The sequence below is a fragment of the Demequina sp. NBRC 110055 genome (genome assembly GCF_002090135.1).
Taxonomy (GTDB): Bacteria; Actinomycetota; Actinomycetes; order Actinomycetales; family Demequinaceae; genus Demequina.
In genome coordinates, this window is record NZ_BBRL01000011.1 from 31891 (window position 1) to 46413 (window position 14523).

Genomic DNA, 14523 nt, shown 5'->3' on the forward strand with positions numbered 1-14523 from the left:
ACGCTACGACGGGGTACCGACAGCGGTCGAGGCGAGCCCGTAGCGGGCAAGCATGTCACGCATGTACGGCGACGGCTCTCCCTCGATGCGAAGCATGCCGGGTCTGACTTCCATCGTGCCGACGTCGGAGAGGATGCCGATCTCCCACCGACGCGCATCGTCGTAGCCGGGTGTCACCATCACGACGGCCTCAAGCCGCGCGACGGGCCCGCTATACCAATCCGCTCGCTCGGTATAGACGCACACCGTGCCTGCGTCGCCCGCCACGACCCATGACTCGGTCCACGTGAACGGGTTGATCGTGTCCGGCGATCCAGCCATCGGGTAGTACGTCTCCTGGGCGCCGTCGTCGCGTTCAAGGTCAAGATTTCCCAGTTCGATCGCGAGGTCGACCATGGCGCGGCGTAGCAGCCGCCCCCACTGATCGACGCGGACGGCCGCAGGAAGACGTCCGGTCACGTCCACGCCCTGGTCCGCGAGCGCGACGAAGTGCAGTCCCTCGTCGATGTCGAAGCGCGTGGCCGCTACACGGCCAGCGGCGACGTGTCTCGCGCACAGCCATGCGACGTCGGGCGCATCGCCAGCGCCTGCGGCGTCGACGGCGGTCCGCAGGCGGTCCATGTCGTCGTCGTCGCTATGCGGGATGCCTGCCGTGACGTCATGCCACTCGAGGTCTACCGCACGCGGCACGAACTCGATGGCGTCGCCACACTCCCCCACCGGCGTGCGGCACAACGCGCAACGATGTGGGGGGCCGGCCTGATCCGTGCGCCGCTGCTCGCTCATGTGTCTCACGCTAGGACTCGCGGGCCGCATACGCCCGGCGACGCCTCCGCCCCCGGGATAACCTGTCCGCGTGGAGTGGCTGAGGACGATACGGCGTGTGCGGTGGTCATGGGCGCTCGCTGCAGTGATCTGCCTGGTGATCGGCTTTGTCACCTTCACCAACGCCTCGCAGCTCAGTTGCACTTCCGGCGAGGAGTGCTGGTTCACCATCCAAGACCGGATCGGTCAAGGACTTATCGCCACGGCGACCATCGTCGCGGTGGGCTGGTGCGCGTGGCACGCGCTTCGTCACGACCCTGGAATCGAAAGCGACGACACCGACCCCAAGGGCGAGACTACGGAGTAGGGCGCGTCCCGGCCTGCTTGTGCTGCCCTCGTCGCGTGCGCGCCGCCCAGCGTCCACCCCGATGCTCGACCTCGATGGGATAGTCAAAGCATGTCGTCACCAGCTCGGTCGTCAGCACCGTGTCAACCGGGCCGGCGCTCACGACTGCGCCATCGCGCAGGAGTAATGCATGGCTCGTGGTGGACGGCAGTTCCTCAAGGTGATGGGTGACGAGCACGCTCGCGAGGTCCGGATGAGTCGTCGACAACAGGTCGACCGTGTCCAGAAGTTGCTCACGTGCGGCGACATCGAGGCCCGTCGTGGGTTCGTCGAGCAGCAAGAGCTCGGGTTCTGCGATGAGCGCGCGGGCGATCAGTGTGCGGCCGCGCTCTCCTTGCGACAGCGTCGGCCACCGGCCCTCCGCGTGCCGCTCCAGGCCCAGCAGGGCGATCAGGTCTCGCGTCCGGTCGAGGTCGGCCGCGGACGGCGACCACCGCATCGGCCGCTCGATGGTTCCCGTGATGCCGGTCAGCACGACATCGGTCACAGTGAGCGCCGAGGCCAGGCGATGGCGCGGGTCCACGTGGCCGATGCGCCGGCGCAGCTTCTGGAGTTCGACGCGCCCCAGCCTTCCTCCGAGCACCTCGACGATGCCCGAGGTTGGGTGCATCTCGGCGCCGCAAAATCCCAGGATGGTCGACTTACCAGCCCCGTTGGGGCCGAGCATCGCCCAGTGTTCGCCGCGCCTGACCTGGAGACTCACGCCGTGGAGGATCTCGGTCGTGCCGCGTCGGTAGGTCACGTCTGTCAGGGCGAGGACCACCTCGCCACCGTCGGCAATGCTCATCGAGCCAACCTATACGCGAAGCGCCGGTCGCCCACGAGGGGCGACCGGCGCATCGGCCGTATGTCGGTTGTTATTCGACGTCGTCGTCGACCCAGTCGAGGGTCTTGGTGACGGCCTTCTTCCAGTTGCGCATCAGGCGGCCGCGCTCGTCGGCGTCCATCTGCGACTCCCAACGCTTGTCCTCGGCCCAGTTGTCGATGACGTCCTGTTCGCCGGACCAGTAGCCCACGGCGATGCCGGCCGCATACGCCGCGCCGAGCGCGGTGGTCTCCGCGACCTGCGGCCGGACCACGTCGACGTCGAGGATGTCGGCCTGGAACTGCATGAGCACCTCGTTCGCGACCATACCGCCGTCCACCTTGAGCTCCGAGAGCTCGACACCGGAATCGGCACGCATGGCCTCGAGCACCTCGGCGGTCTGGAACGCGGTTGCCTCGAGCACGGCGCGCGCGATGTGGCCCGCCTTGACGTAGCGGGTAAGACCCACGAGGGCGCCGCGGGCATCGGCCCGCCAGTGCGGCGCGAACAGGCCCGAGAACGCGGGCACAAAGTACGCGCCGCCGTTGTCGTCCACGGTTGCGGCGAGCTTCTCAATCTCAGGCGCGTCCTTAATCAGGCCCAGGTTGTCGCGCAGCCACTGCACGAGCGACCCGGTGACGGCGATCGAGCCCTCGAGCGCGTACACCGTGGGCTGGTCACCGATCTTGTACGCGACGGTGGTGAGCAGCCCGTTCTTCGAGGGCACGGCCTCGGTGCCCGTGTTCATGAGCATGAAGTTGCCCGTGCCGTACGTGTTCTTGGCCATACCGACCTCGAAGCACGCCTGGCCGAACGTCGCGGCCTGCTGGTCACCCAGGATGCCCGCGATCGGCACCTCGGGCAGCATGCCGCCCTTACGACCCTTGCCGTAGACCTCGGCCGACGAACGGATCTCGGGAAGCATCGACATCGGAATGCCCATGTCGGACGCGATGGACTCATCCCATGACAGGGTCTTGAGGTCCATCAAGAGGGTGCGAGAGGCGTTGGTGACGTCAGTGACGTGCACGCCACCGTTCTTGCCTCCGGTCATGTTCCACAGCACCCACGTGTCGATAGTGCCCATGAGGAGGTCGCCCGCCTCCGCCTTCTCGCGTGCACCCTCGACATTCTCGAGGATCCACATCACCTTGGGGCCGGCAAAGTAGGTCGCGAGCGGCAGGCCCACGGTGTCCTTGTACTTGTCCATGCCGTCGTCGCCCGCGAGCTTCTCGATGATCTTCTGCGTGCGGGTGTCCTGCCAGACGATCGCGTTGTAGACGGCCTCGCCGGTGTTCTTGTCCCACACCACGGCGGTCTCGCGCTGGTTGGTGATGCCCACCGCCGCGATGTTCTCGTGCGTCAGGTCGGCCTTGGTGAGGGCCTGGCCCACGACCTCGCGGACGTTGGTCCAGATCTCGTGCGGGTCGTGCTCGACCCAGCCGGCCTTGGGGAAGATCTGCTCGTGTTCCTTCTGGCCGGTGGACACGATGGTGCCCTTGGAGTCGAACACGATGGCACGCGAGCTGGTGGTGCCCTGATCGATGGAGAGAACGTAGTCAGTCATGAGGGTTTCCCTTTCACTTCATTGTGTGTCGGGACGGGGACGTCCCTAGCGTGTCAGATGAACGGCGGTCAGACGACGGTCGACAGCAGGCCGGCGGCCACGCCGCCGACGATGGGGCCCACGATCGGCACCCAGGCGTACGACCAGTCGGAGGAGCCCTTGCCCTTGATGGGCAGCAAGGCGTGGGCGATGCGGGGGCCGAGGTCACGCGCAGGGTTGATCGCGTAGCCGGTGGGGCCACCGAGGCTCGCACCGATACCGACAACGAGGAGCGCGACGGCGAGCGGACCGAGGTCAACCGGCGAGTTGCCGAAGCTGAGGACCACGAAGACGAGGACGAAGGTCGCGATGATCTCGGTCACCAGGTTCCACCCATACGAACGGATCTCCGGGCCCGTCGAAAACACGCCAAGCTTGAGACCCGCGTCCTCCGTCTCGTCGAAGTGCTTCTTGTAGACGAGGTAGACGAGGACCGCACCGATGAAGGCTCCGATGAGTTGAGCGACCAAATAGATGGCGAAGTTGGCTGCGTTCACGGCAATTCCGGGCGCGAACTCCGTTGCGCCAGAGGCCCAGATGCCGAAGGTGACGGCGGGGTTCAGGTGCGCGCCGGTGGAGAAGGCGACATACACACCGGAGAAGACACCGAGGCCCCATCCGAAGTTAATCAGCAGCCATCCGCCGTTCAAGCCCTTCGACTTGGCAAGGAGCACGTTGGCGACCACACCGCCACCGAGCAGCAGCAGCATGGCCGTGCCCAGGAGTTCGGGGACGAAGATGTCGGACATGGGGACTTTCCTTTCGTACACGTCGTTGTGACGGGGTGCGACGGGGACGTCGCGGCATGCCGAGGCCGGGGTCGGAGGGCATGCGGGGGGCGCGCGGCCCTCGTCGGGCTACGCGTTGAGTGATGGCGCTACGGCGCCGGGTCGGCTCCGGTCAGCGGCACCATGGGTGCGATGTCCTTTGCGGCCGCGCGGGCCTCGATGGCGGCCGGCTCGGACTGGGCGGCCGCGGCGGCGGCATCGGCCTCCACCCTGGCCCGGTAGGACGCGATCTCCTCAGCCGTACGCTCGTCGCTCCATCCCAGGACGTCGCCCACGATCTGGGCGATCTCGTCCGCCGCGGCGACGCCGGCATCGGACACCTCGTAGACCAGGCGCGTGCGATGCAGCATCACGTCCTCGAGGTGTATCACCTGCTCGTGGGTGGCGGCGAAATGGATCTCGGCCCTGAGGTAGGCCGATGCGTGCTCGAGCGGTCGCGCGAGGTCCGGTTGCGCTTCAATCGCCTCGAGCAGCTCCGTGATGCCGGAGCCGTAGCGGTGGATGAGGTGATCAAACATGGCCCGCGTCCACCCGTACTTCTCGCTGAGGGCGCGCCCGCGGCGCTTGACCGCGCGCAGTCCCTCGGCGCCCCACAGCGGGATGCGGTCGGTGATGGACGGGAGCGCCGTGGCGCGGGGGCCGAGCGCGAAGTCCACGGCATCCTTGGCCATCACGCGGTACGTGGTGAGCTTGCCGCCGGCGACCACGGTGAGGCCCGGTGCGGGCGAGGCGACCGTGTGCTCACGCGAGACCTTGGCGGACGACGTGCCCTCCTTGGTGCCCGGCTGAAGCAGAGGGCGAAGGCCCGCGTACGTGCCGATGATGTCGTCATGCGTGAGCGGTTCGGCGAGCACGGCGTTGGCGTGCTCGAGGATGTAGTCGATGTCCTGAGCGGTCGCGACGGGGTGCGTGGGGTCGTGCTCGAACGGGGTGTCCGTGGTGCCGATGATCCAATAGCGCGACCACGGGATGACGAACAGCACGGACTTCTCCGTCTGGAGGATCAGGCCCACGTCGCCGCGGATGGCCTCGCGCGGCACCACCAGGTGGACGCCCTTCGAGGCGAGGACCCTGAGGCCACCCTCACCTTCGGCGAGCGCCTCGGTCTGCTCGGTCCACACTCCAGTCGCGTTGATGACGCGCTTGGCCTTGATGGAGTGGCGCTCACCCGTCTCGAGGTCCTCGACCACGGCTCCCGTGACGGTGCCGGCCGGCGAGTGAGTGAGTTCGACCACCTGGGTGCGGTTCGCGGCCATGGCTCCGTACTGGGCGGCCGTGCGCACCAGGGTGAGGACCAGGCGCGCGTCGTCCACCGCGGCGTCCCAGTAGCGGATGGCCCCGATGGCGGCGTCGTGGCGTAGGTCGGGGAATTTCTTCTCCATGCCGGCACGGGTCAGGTGGCGGTGGATGGGCATCGCGCGGCGACGTCGCCCATTGACGGATGCGAGCGTGTCGTACAGCGCCACGCCGGCGCCCACGTAGGCGCGCTCCCACACGCGGTTCTCAAGCGGGTACAGGAACGACACCGGCTCGACGAGGTGCGGGGCGAGCTCAGTGACGAGCAGATCGCGTTCCGTGAGGGCCTCGTGGACCAGGCGGAAGTCGAGCATCTGCAGGTAGCGCAGGCCGCCGTGGACCAGCTTGGAGGAGCGCGAGGAGGTGCCAGAGGCCCAGTCTTGCGCCTCGACGATGCCCGTGCGCAGTCCGCGTGTCGCGGCGTCGAGGGCGACGCCGGCGCCGGTCACACCGCCGCCAATGACCAGGACATCGAGTCCTTGGTCGTCACTCATCGCGGCAAGGTCCGCGGTCCTACTGTCCGGGGTCAGGGTGCTTCGCATGGCTGGGGACGCCTCCTTACGTTGCCGCCATCCAAACCCACGGTGAACGGATGATCAACTAAGGTGCACATATGTGCAGCGACAGGGGCCGGCAGTGAGAACCCGTGACGAAACACGCGGCCTGGGAATACCCGGGCGCGAGGCGCTCATGCGTGAGGCGGCCGCGCTGTACTACCTGGACGATCTCACGATGGAGGCGGTGGCGCGGCGCCTGGGGCAGTCGCGCTCCGGCGTCTCCCGGCTCCTCAAGGCGGCACGCGAGGCGGGGATCGTGCGCATCGAGGTGCGCGACCTGTCCACCGTCGCGACCCTCGAGTCGCAGGTCGAGGAAGCCTTCGACGTCAAGGCGCGCGTGGTGCACGTGCGCGAACCCCTCACGGATGCGGAGCGCCTCGATGCCGTGGCACGCTTCGCCGCGCGCGCCCTGGCCGACTGGTTCGGCGACGGCATGACGCTGGGCGTGGCGTGGGGCACCACCGTCTCCGCGATCATCACTCACCTGGGCGATCACCCGCTGACCGATGCGACGGTAGTCCAGCTGAACGGGTCCGTCACCCCCACCATGTCGGGACGCGCGCTGGGCGCCGAGCAGATCGGCGCCATCGCCGAGGCGTTCAACGCGACGATGATCCCCTTCCCCGTGCCCGCCTTCTTCGACTTTCCACGCACCCGGCAGATGATGTGGCAGGAACGCTCCGTCCAGCAGGTGTTGGAACGCCAGGGTGACGCCGACCTCGCGGTCTTTGGGGTAGGCGCCATCCACTCCCCCGTGCCGTCGCACGTCTATGCGTCCGGCTACCTCGACGAGCCCGATCGCCGCACCCTAGCGGCGCAGGATGTGGTCGGCGACGTCTGCACCGTGTTCTTGCGTGCCGACGGCTCGTGGCGCGACATCGCCATCAACACCCGCGCGAGCGGACCCACGCCACTGGAGTTGCGGCGGATTCCGCGTCGCGTGGCGGTGGTGGCGGCTCCGGCAAAATCTGTGGCGCTACTGGCGGCGCTGAGGGCCGGGACCATCACCGAACTGGTCATGGACGCGGGGACGGCGCGGGCCTTGTTGTTGGAGGCCCGGCGGACGGTGCCGCGCGCGAGCGTAAGGGCACCCGGAGTAACGCTGCGGTGAATCCGCGGTTGCGCTAGTCGCGCTCAGCGTCGATAGAGCCCTGTTCGCCCGCGTGTTGCGCGACAGCATCACTCCTGTGCGGGTGGCGGGAACGGACAGCCGCGTGCACCGCTGCACCGCCCCAGACGACCACGATGAGTACGTACAAGAGCGGCCAACCGGTAGCGCGGGAGACGATGTTCGCGAGGACGGCGAGCACCACGACGACCAGGAAGCGCTCCGCCCACACGGCCCACCGGGTCCGAAACATGAAGTCTTCCCCCATATCTGCGTGCTGCTTGGCCAACCATGATCACCCTACCCAGCCCCCACGTGACGCTCGCGATCCGATCTAGGAAGTGCGGGGGTCGTGGGCCCTACTCGCATTTACTCGTGTTCAGGGAGCCGCGGCGCCGACACACCAGGGTCGCGACCGATGAGCGCGGCCCGCGTCACAGCCGCGGATCCGAACCGATCGCGGACCGCATCGAGGGCGGTGTCGATGCGCGCCCCGTCCTTCCCATCGATCGGAAGCTCAAGCTGCACCATGCCGGCGCTGGTGAGTTTCGCGAGCGACACTCCGATGAGGGTGACGCCCCGACGGGAGATCTCGGAACTCACCGCAGCGAGCAAGCGCTGGGCGACCCCGAGCACCACCTCGGTGCGATCGGTCGGCGCAGCGAGAGTGTGCGATCGGGTCGCCTTCGTGAAGTCCCCGTAGCGAAGCCTCAGGGTCACGGTTGCACACGTTGATCCGCGGTCGCGCAGGCGCTTGGCGAGACCGTCCACAATCTGGGTGAGGATTCGCCCGAGCTCATCGCCGGTGTACGGCCGGTCGCCGAGCGCGCGCTGCGATCCAATGGAGCCGTGGCGCTTAGTCGTCTCCACCGGCCGTGGGTCCTGGAGGCGTGCCAGCGCGTGAAGGCGCGCCCCGGCCGCCTTCCCGAGCCAGCGTTCGGCGGTCGCCGCTTCGAGCTCGGCCAACTGCCCCACCGTGTAGACGCCGTTGCTGTGCAGCTTCTTCGCGGTCACCGCGCCCACCCCCCAGAGCCGCTCGACGGGGAGTGGATGCAGGAACTCCTCCTCGCGGTCCGGCTCCACCACGAGGAGCCCATCGGGTTTGCTGGCCGCGCTCGCCACCTTGGCAAGGAACTTGGTCCTCGCGACACCCACGGAGATCGGTAGCCCTACTTCGGCGCGAACGCGCTCCCGCAGGCGCACCGCGATCTCCTCGGGTGTCCCCGCAAGGCGGCGAAGTCCCCCGACCTCGAGGAAGGCCTCGTCGATCGAGAGCCCCTCCACGTACGGCGTGGTGTCGTGGAAGATCGCGAAGACTGCGCGGCTCGCTGCCGAGTAGGCCTCCATCCGAGGAGGGACGACGATGGCCTCGGGACACAGCGCCCGCGCCCGCTGCACCGCCATGGCCGTGCGCACGCCCCGCGCCTTCGCTTCATAGCTCGCGGCGGCCACCACTCCGCCACCCACGATGACGGGCCGCCCGCGCAGTGCGGGATCGTCCCGCTGCTCGACCGAGGCGTAGAACGCGTCCAGGTCGGCGTGGAGCACCGTCGCTTCGCCGCGCATCTCACACCTCCCTTCACCACACGCTCGTCAAGGAATGGTCTCACTGGGGCCCGACACCGTGAGCAGCGAAAGCCCGCGCGGGATGGCCTGCGGAACGGTAGCGATCGTGACGCGGTGCGCCCCGGTCTTGGGCGACGGCAACCGTCGCAGCGGCGTCTCAAAAGGTGGGCAACACTCGGAATTAACTGACCAGGGGGTACGCCATGTGGCGCACTCCCCCAGTCCATGGCCGTTCCGCGTACAGTCCATCCTAGCCAGGGAGCACCCAACGAGTGGCATATCTACCAGCGGCGATGCACCCGCCCAACGAGACGCGCTACGCACGCCTCGTGAGCCGCCACCGGCGACCGCGACACAGCCCATCGGTCTCGTCGAGCGCCTACCAGCACCTTCGACCTGGAACGCCCCGGAGTCGCATTGCCCGCGCGCGCCACGAAGGCGCCCCTCGCGGCCAGTGTTCGCGGTGCACGCACGCTTCGTGCGTCCCCCTCGGGTCGGTCAGGCTCCGATCACAGGTCCACGTCAGCGCTTTCCTGCGCGCGGCCGCTCCCGACCTCCTCGCTGCGCCAAAGCACCGCGTCGACGACCCTCAGCGGCGTCGCCAACGGCGACAGGTCGAGCAGCCGATGCGTCGTGACCGCCAACGTGTACGTCGACGGCTTCCCGGAGACGACCATCTCCCGGTACTGCCTCCACCAGTCCCGCGCCGACGACGCGTGGAACGCGGACTCATCATTGCGGTCTCTAATGGGGACCAGCCCGGGACCCTTCCGCGCGAGGAGCTTGGACGTCCGCGTTGGCCCCATCCCGGACACAGCCCTGATCAGACGGTAGAGTTCTCCGGCTGTTACGTCGTCATGAAGGTGCACCGCGCCATCGGCGCGGATGTCGGCGTCCGGCGGGATGGCACTGAGTAGACGGGTCGCTCGGGCCTGGAAGCGCTCGTCGAGCAGGTGCTCCGACGCGCATTTCGCGAGTGGCGTCGAAAAAGTCCCGCGAGCCAATAGGACGCTAGGCCTGATCGTGTTGATCCACCGGTCGTCGCACCACGAGTGGCCGAGTGTCTCGAACGCCGCGCCAGCGTAGCGGCGAGCCGATTCGGAGCCGACAAAGTACGCCCGCAGGTGCTCGACGAACTCACTGGCCACGAAGGCCGTCTCGTCGCCATACCTGTTGGCAGAGTCGATCATGACCCGTGGCGTCCCGAACGACTTCGGCGCCAGGAGTGGCGTGGGGTCCTCATCCGGCGGCATGGTCGCCGCAGTACAGACGAGCGCGCACCGTGCCTCGCAGTTGAGAATGTGTCTCCAGCGTTCGCCCGACGGTGAGGGCCGACACTCGTCGCCGCGCCCGCCCGTACCGGGTCTGCCCCGCAGTTGGTTGACGTCAATCAACGCTGGGGCGGACCCGCCGTCGCCACGGATTGAATCGCAACGGAAAGATCCACCCGAAGTTCTTTCTGGGAAGCACCCCAACCGGAACAACCTCAGGCCGATTCACAGTAGGCCCGCCGACGGCGAATGTTCCGCTGCTACTTTGGCGACATGTCACCTACCCCGAGCCCCACGCCGACGTTAGTTCAGTTGGTGGGGACCGGAGACGCCGCGCCGTGGTGGGGCGTCCCGGTCATAGCGGGAGGCTTCCTCGTCCTGGGCGCTGCACTCGGCTACTGGTTCAACCGGCTCCAGGACTCGCGCCGAGCTGAGCGTGAAGATGTGCAGAGGTGGGACCACCGGATCCTCGAACTCACTACGGGAGTTATTGCCAAGGTGCATGCCTTCAACTTGGTCGCGCTTCATGAAGGCAGCGCAGCCGACGGATGCCGGGTCCTCCAGAAGGACGGGCTGATCGCTGAAGATGACGCAACGGCTCCATTCCGAGAGATGTACTCGTTTGCGCAAGTGGGTCAGGCTTTCGTGGAGGTAGCAGAGGCCTGCGCGAGCCTCGAATTGATCGCTCCAACGACGGTGCGTAAGGCAGCAGCAAACGTCAGAAGCGTCCAACTGTCGGCACATCCAGCGTCAGGGCAGAACGCAATGGCGCCCATAGTCAACGAGCTAGACGACAAGCGACGTGAGTTGGAACGGACGGTCCGCGAACACTTTGGCATCAAGTAGTCAATCAGCCTTCTGCGGTCATCCACACTCGGGACGACCCGGTAGTAGCCGGCTCACTCGATGCGGCACGTCGATCGACCCCTCGCACACGCAATGTTTGTAAATATTTGCCCACGCGCAAGGGTCGACTCGCCGCTCCAAACCCTGCGAGTTTTCACGCCATATCGCCAACGCCCCTCGTAAATAGTCGGCAGCACCCCACGTCGGCACTACCGTGGCAGGGTGGATGGCGTAGAGATAGTGGCGGTCAGCGGCGCACGCCTCGTCATACTGGGCGAAATATCGGCCGAGTTCTGCGCGCATATTCGGGCGCGGCTCGCTGAGTTCTGCTACGGCGCAACGACGGTGAGCGAAGATTCCAGCTTCTACTCGTTCGAGAAGACCGTTGCAGAGTTCCTCCGGCGCTATGACCTCAAGCCACGGAAGACGCGGCTGGGCATGGCCGGCGAGTTGGTCGTGCACGTCCTGATGCCGCTCCTGCAGAGTGACCTCACTTCAGCCGCGGTCTACTTCAACAAGGAGGAACGGAGCATCAAGAAGGGCTTCGATCTAACCTTCGTCAACTCAACAGATCTCGCGATTTGGTACGGAGAAGTCAAGACAGGAGAAGTGGCAGAGCCCGATAGTGCTGACAAGAAGGCAGCAGCGCTTGTGAACACTGCGGCGACCTCGGTCGACACGATGTTGGCGGACCGGGACCAGTTGTCACGGTGGGACGCCGCACTTGTCGATACCCGCCTCACTCTTGAAGCGGGTATGGCCGATACTGCGCGGGTTCTGTTGCGGAGCGACAGTGAAGCGGTGCGGCAAGGCGGGACCCTCCAGAAACGGGTCGTCCTCGCCGGCACGGTCGTTCACGAACTTGGCCATTGCGTCGTGACGAGTGTCGGAGTCGAGGCAATCGTCGCCGCGATCGCTTCCAGCGACCGGTTCACAGAAGCGAAGATCCTGGTCATCCAGCAGGACTCCCTGGAGGCGGTCATCGCGTACTTGCGGGAGGTGGCGGATGCCTAGCGAAGTCGAGCTCACAATCGGCCGTGTCCGCAACGCGCGCAACCTCGACGGGTCGACCTTCGCTGACCTCTACGCGAAGCTCATGACCGGCGCAAGAATGGCTGACGCCGAGTACATCGACATTCTTCGGTTCGGCATCTTCATGTCACGCGCGCAGGACCCCCATGTTCAGCGCCTGGGGTATCGAATCTTCCTCCAATACGCCGAACTGACCGGCGACTACGAACCCCTGCGAGAGATTGCCCAGTCGCGCGACCTCATACCCCTCGTCGTCGCAATCGAACGTTTGCACCCAAGCCTCGCCGACGAGTCCTCACTTTCGGAGACGTTGTTCGCCGCGCACGCTACAAACTTCGAGGAGCAGGCAGGCGCCCAGCCGATTCACCGCACGAGGGGCCAAATGGAGCTCCGCGAGTTCAACGCGCGCGAGTCGGCGGCCATCGTGGTCGCGCCGACGTCCTACGGAAAATCCGAAATGCTGATAGACAAGGTCGCTGCGGACCTTCGCCGACGCACGTGCGTCCTGGTACCGTCGCGAGCGCTCATTGCCCAGACTCGGGCGAGCATCGTCGCAGACTATCGCGTGCGCGCCTCACGCGTTCGGGTGATCACGCATCCCGACGCATTCAACAATGACGAGCGATTCATCGCCATCCTGACTCAGGAGCGCCTGCAGCGGCTCCTCATCGAGAACCCAGCGCTCTCGATTGACCAACTGCTAGTCGACGAAGCGCACAACCTCCTCGCAGGCGACACTCGGGGAGTCGATCTCTCCCAGGCGATCCTTATCGCGAGGTCTCGAAGCGCACGCATGGCGATCACCTACTACACGCCCTTCATCGGCGCCCCCGGAAATCTGCACCACATTGGTGGAGCGGATCAGGCGACTCACGCCAAGACCGTCAATGAACACGTCAAGGTCGAACACTACGTCATCGCACCGCCCGGCGAACGGCATCGGTTGTACGACCAGTTCCTGAACGAGACGTTCGAGTTGGAGAACGAGACGCCCAAGGACGAGATAGACGCCGTCCTCGAGGCGGCTGGCCACCGCACTCTCGTCTACGTGAACCGGCCGCGCGACGCGCAGGAGCTTGCCGCACAGCTTGCAACAAGACGCCCGACAGACTCCCTCTCACCCCGTGCGGCTCGAGCGATCGCCGCGATCGGTGACCTGATTGATCCGCGCTACGCCCTAATAGACGCCATCAAACACGGCGTCATGTTTCACCACGGCCAGGTGCCCGATTCGCTGCGTCTGTACATCGAAGAGTTGTTCCGAGAAGATGACTCTGCCGACGCACGCTTCCTGGTGACAACGTCCACGCTCCTCGAGGGCGTGAACACGCCCGCAGACTGTCTCGTCATGATGACGGCAGCGAAGGGGCGGGCGAACCTGTCACGCTCCGCGTTCAGGAATCTAGTCGGGCGAGTCGGACGGTTCCGTGAGTTGTTCTCGCCGAAGCGGCACGACCTCGCGCTACTCCAGCCTCGCATCTACCTCATTCCCAGTAGTTACTCACGCAAGAATTGGAACGTGGACTCCTTCCTGCAGAAGTCTGCGAACATCAGCGCTCCAATAGACGACGTAGTCAACAACCCTCTACTCGAGCACGCCGAAGACGTGTCCGATCGCCACACCGCGCTTGAGTACCTTGAGAACATTGAGCCTGGCGTAACCACTGTGGTGGGCGCAAGGATCGCTACGACGGAAGTCGGACGCCTGTGCTTCCGCCATGGCGTACATGACTTCGACATCTTCGGGGCGGAGTCGCTACTCCAAGAGCGCCTGGACGCGCGCGCGACGGACGCTCCGATCGACGACGTCGCTTCACTTCTCGATGCGATCGTCGATGTGTTCCTCGACGGCGTGGAGCTCAACGACGCCGGTGAGCTCGAACGCATCCGCGACACCGCTGGAGCGCGGAACTTCTACGCAATGTTCCTCGATTGGCGCAGCAGGAACGAGCCTTTCAAACGAATGATCGCCCACTTCGTCCGCTACTGGGCAAACCTTACCGACGAGTATGTGTACGTCGGCCAGCGATGGGGTGAAGTTCAGTACGGCGAAGGGTTCAGAAAACTATTCGTGCAGATGAAGTCCAAGACGCGCGCCGAACTTGTGAATCTCGCCGTCGTCAAGATCAAGGAGGAACAGGACTTCGTCGACTTTCGACTCCTCAAATACGTAGAAGTCCTGTTCAGTCTCGGCCGCGTGTCGGAGAGCATGTACTTCAGAATCAAGTACGGCACGAGCGACTCATATCTGATCTGTCTCCTGCGCAACGGGTTCTCACCCGAGCTCGCGCGACTCACTCAAGGTGAGTACGAAGACCTCGTCATAGTCGACGTCGCGGAGAACCGGGTCACCGTCCTTCCCGAACTCCCCGAAGCCATGACTCGAGACAATCGCAACGACATCCTGAGTTACGAGGCGAAGACACTTGTGAACACAGGACCCGATCTCGATTCCTACCTGTAGTGCCCAGGGAGGC

General features: G+C 65.8%; 13 protein-coding genes. 5 read left to right on the forward strand and 8 right to left on the reverse strand.

The features are described 5' to 3' along the window. Positions 1-3 precede the first annotated feature (3 nt). Positions 4-786, reverse strand: coding sequence for a hypothetical protein (locus B7K24_RS12325; RefSeq protein WP_144268301.1), 783 nt, complete (start codon positions 784-786; stop codon positions 4-6). A 70-nt stretch (positions 787-856) separates the two neighbouring features. Between B7K24_RS12325 and B7K24_RS12330 the strand changes: the two genes are divergently transcribed. Continuing rightward, a complete protein-coding gene (locus B7K24_RS12330) occupies positions 857-1132 on the forward strand; it encodes a hypothetical protein (RefSeq protein ID WP_144268302.1) in 276 nt (91 codons plus the stop codon). Here the strand turns inward: B7K24_RS12330 and B7K24_RS12335 are convergent. From B7K24_RS12335 to B7K24_RS12350, 4 genes are all read right to left on the reverse strand, one after another. After that, positions 1122-1958, reverse strand: a complete 837-nt coding sequence (locus B7K24_RS12335) for an ABC transporter ATP-binding protein (protein WP_084130638.1) — start codon at positions 1956-1958, stop codon at positions 1122-1124. The two genes, B7K24_RS12330 and B7K24_RS12335, sit on opposite strands and share 11 nt — an antisense overlap. Positions 1959-2028: 70 nt before the next feature. After that, the gene (gene glpK, locus B7K24_RS12340) at positions 2029-3543 is read right to left on the reverse strand and encodes a glycerol kinase GlpK (RefSeq protein WP_084130639.1); all 1515 of its coding nucleotides are present in this window, start codon (positions 3541-3543) and stop codon (positions 2029-2031) included. Between the two features lie 68 nt (positions 3544-3611). Further along, positions 3612-4331, reverse strand: a complete 720-nt coding sequence (locus tag B7K24_RS12345; protein ID WP_084130640.1) for an MIP/aquaporin family protein — start codon at positions 4329-4331, stop codon at positions 3612-3614. A 128-nt stretch (positions 4332-4459) separates the two neighbouring features. Continuing rightward, the gene (locus B7K24_RS12350) at positions 4460-6160 is read right to left on the reverse strand and encodes a glycerol-3-phosphate dehydrogenase/oxidase (protein WP_373994170.1); all 1701 of its coding nucleotides are present in this window, start codon (positions 6158-6160) and stop codon (positions 4460-4462) included. A 196-nt stretch (positions 6161-6356) separates the two neighbouring features. Between B7K24_RS12350 and B7K24_RS12355 the strand changes: the two genes are divergently transcribed. Further along, positions 6357-7334 (forward strand): sugar-binding transcriptional regulator, encoded by a 978-nt coding sequence (locus B7K24_RS12355; protein ID WP_084130642.1) that lies wholly within the window; start codon positions 6357-6359, stop codon positions 7332-7334. 13 nt (positions 7335-7347) lie between these two features. Here B7K24_RS12355 and B7K24_RS12360 read toward each other — a convergent pair whose 3' ends face one another. The 3 genes from B7K24_RS12360 to B7K24_RS12370 all read right to left on the reverse strand — a co-directional run bounded on the left by B7K24_RS12360 (position 7348) and on the right by B7K24_RS12370 (position 10087). Further along, on the reverse strand, positions 7348-7584 hold the full coding sequence (locus B7K24_RS12360; RefSeq protein ID WP_144268303.1) for a hypothetical protein: 237 nt from the start codon (positions 7582-7584) through the stop codon (positions 7348-7350). 116 nt (positions 7585-7700) lie between these two features. Continuing rightward, positions 7701-8897, reverse strand: a complete 1197-nt coding sequence (gene dinB / locus B7K24_RS12365) for a DNA polymerase IV (RefSeq protein ID WP_084130644.1) — start codon at positions 8895-8897, stop codon at positions 7701-7703. Positions 8898-9406: 509 nt separating this feature from the next. After that, a complete protein-coding gene (locus B7K24_RS12370) occupies positions 9407-10087 on the reverse strand; it encodes a DUF6308 family protein (RefSeq protein ID WP_144268304.1) in 681 nt (226 codons plus the stop codon). Positions 10088-10483: 396 nt separating this feature from the next. On the opposite strand from B7K24_RS12370, the gene B7K24_RS12375 reads away from it, so the two are divergent. From B7K24_RS12375 to B7K24_RS12385, 3 genes are all read left to right on the forward strand, one after another. Next, positions 10484-11014 (forward strand): hypothetical protein, encoded by a 531-nt coding sequence (locus B7K24_RS12375; protein ID WP_144268305.1) that lies wholly within the window; start codon positions 10484-10486, stop codon positions 11012-11014. Between the two features lie 222 nt (positions 11015-11236). Further along, positions 11237-12028: a hypothetical protein gene (locus B7K24_RS12380; RefSeq protein WP_144268306.1), complete on the forward strand. Its 792-nt coding sequence runs from the start codon at positions 11237-11239 to the stop codon at positions 12026-12028. After that, positions 12021-14510: a DEAD/DEAH box helicase gene (locus B7K24_RS12385; protein ID WP_084130648.1), complete on the forward strand. Its 2490-nt coding sequence runs from the start codon at positions 12021-12023 to the stop codon at positions 14508-14510. The genes B7K24_RS12380 and B7K24_RS12385 overlap by 8 nt, the downstream gene beginning before the upstream one ends. The last annotated feature ends 13 nt before the right edge of the window (positions 14511-14523 follow it).

Coding starts and splice junctions, on each gene's coding strand:
- glpK (WP_084130639.1), bottom strand. CDS start 3,543: ATGACTGACTACGTTCTCTCCATCGATCAGGGCACCACCAGCTCGCGT.
- dinB (WP_084130644.1), bottom strand. CDS start 8,897: ATGCGCGGCGAAGCGACGGTGCTCCACGCCGACCTGGACGCGTTCTAC.
- B7K24_RS12350 (WP_373994170.1), bottom strand. CDS start 6,160: ATGAGTGACGACCAAGGACTCGATGTCCTGGTCATTGGCGGCGGTGTG.
- B7K24_RS12345 (WP_084130640.1), bottom strand. CDS start 4,331: ATGTCCGACATCTTCGTCCCCGAACTCCTGGGCACGGCCATGCTGCTG.
- B7K24_RS12355 (WP_084130642.1), top strand. CDS start 6,357: ATGCGTGAGGCGGCCGCGCTGTACTACCTGGACGATCTCACGATGGAG.
- B7K24_RS12385 (WP_084130648.1), top strand. CDS start 12,021: ATGCCTAGCGAAGTCGAGCTCACAATCGGCCGTGTCCGCAACGCGCGC.
- B7K24_RS12360 (WP_144268303.1), bottom strand. CDS start 7,584: ATGTTTCGGACCCGGTGGGCCGTGTGGGCGGAGCGCTTCCTGGTCGTC.
- B7K24_RS12335 (WP_084130638.1), bottom strand. CDS start 1,958: ATGAGCATTGCCGACGGTGGCGAGGTGGTCCTCGCCCTGACAGACGTG.
- B7K24_RS12325 (WP_144268301.1), bottom strand. CDS start 786: ATGAGCGAGCAGCGGCGCACGGATCAGGCCGGCCCCCCACATCGTTGC.
- B7K24_RS12370 (WP_144268304.1), bottom strand. CDS start 10,087: ATGATCGACTCTGCCAACAGGTATGGCGACGAGACGGCCTTCGTGGCC.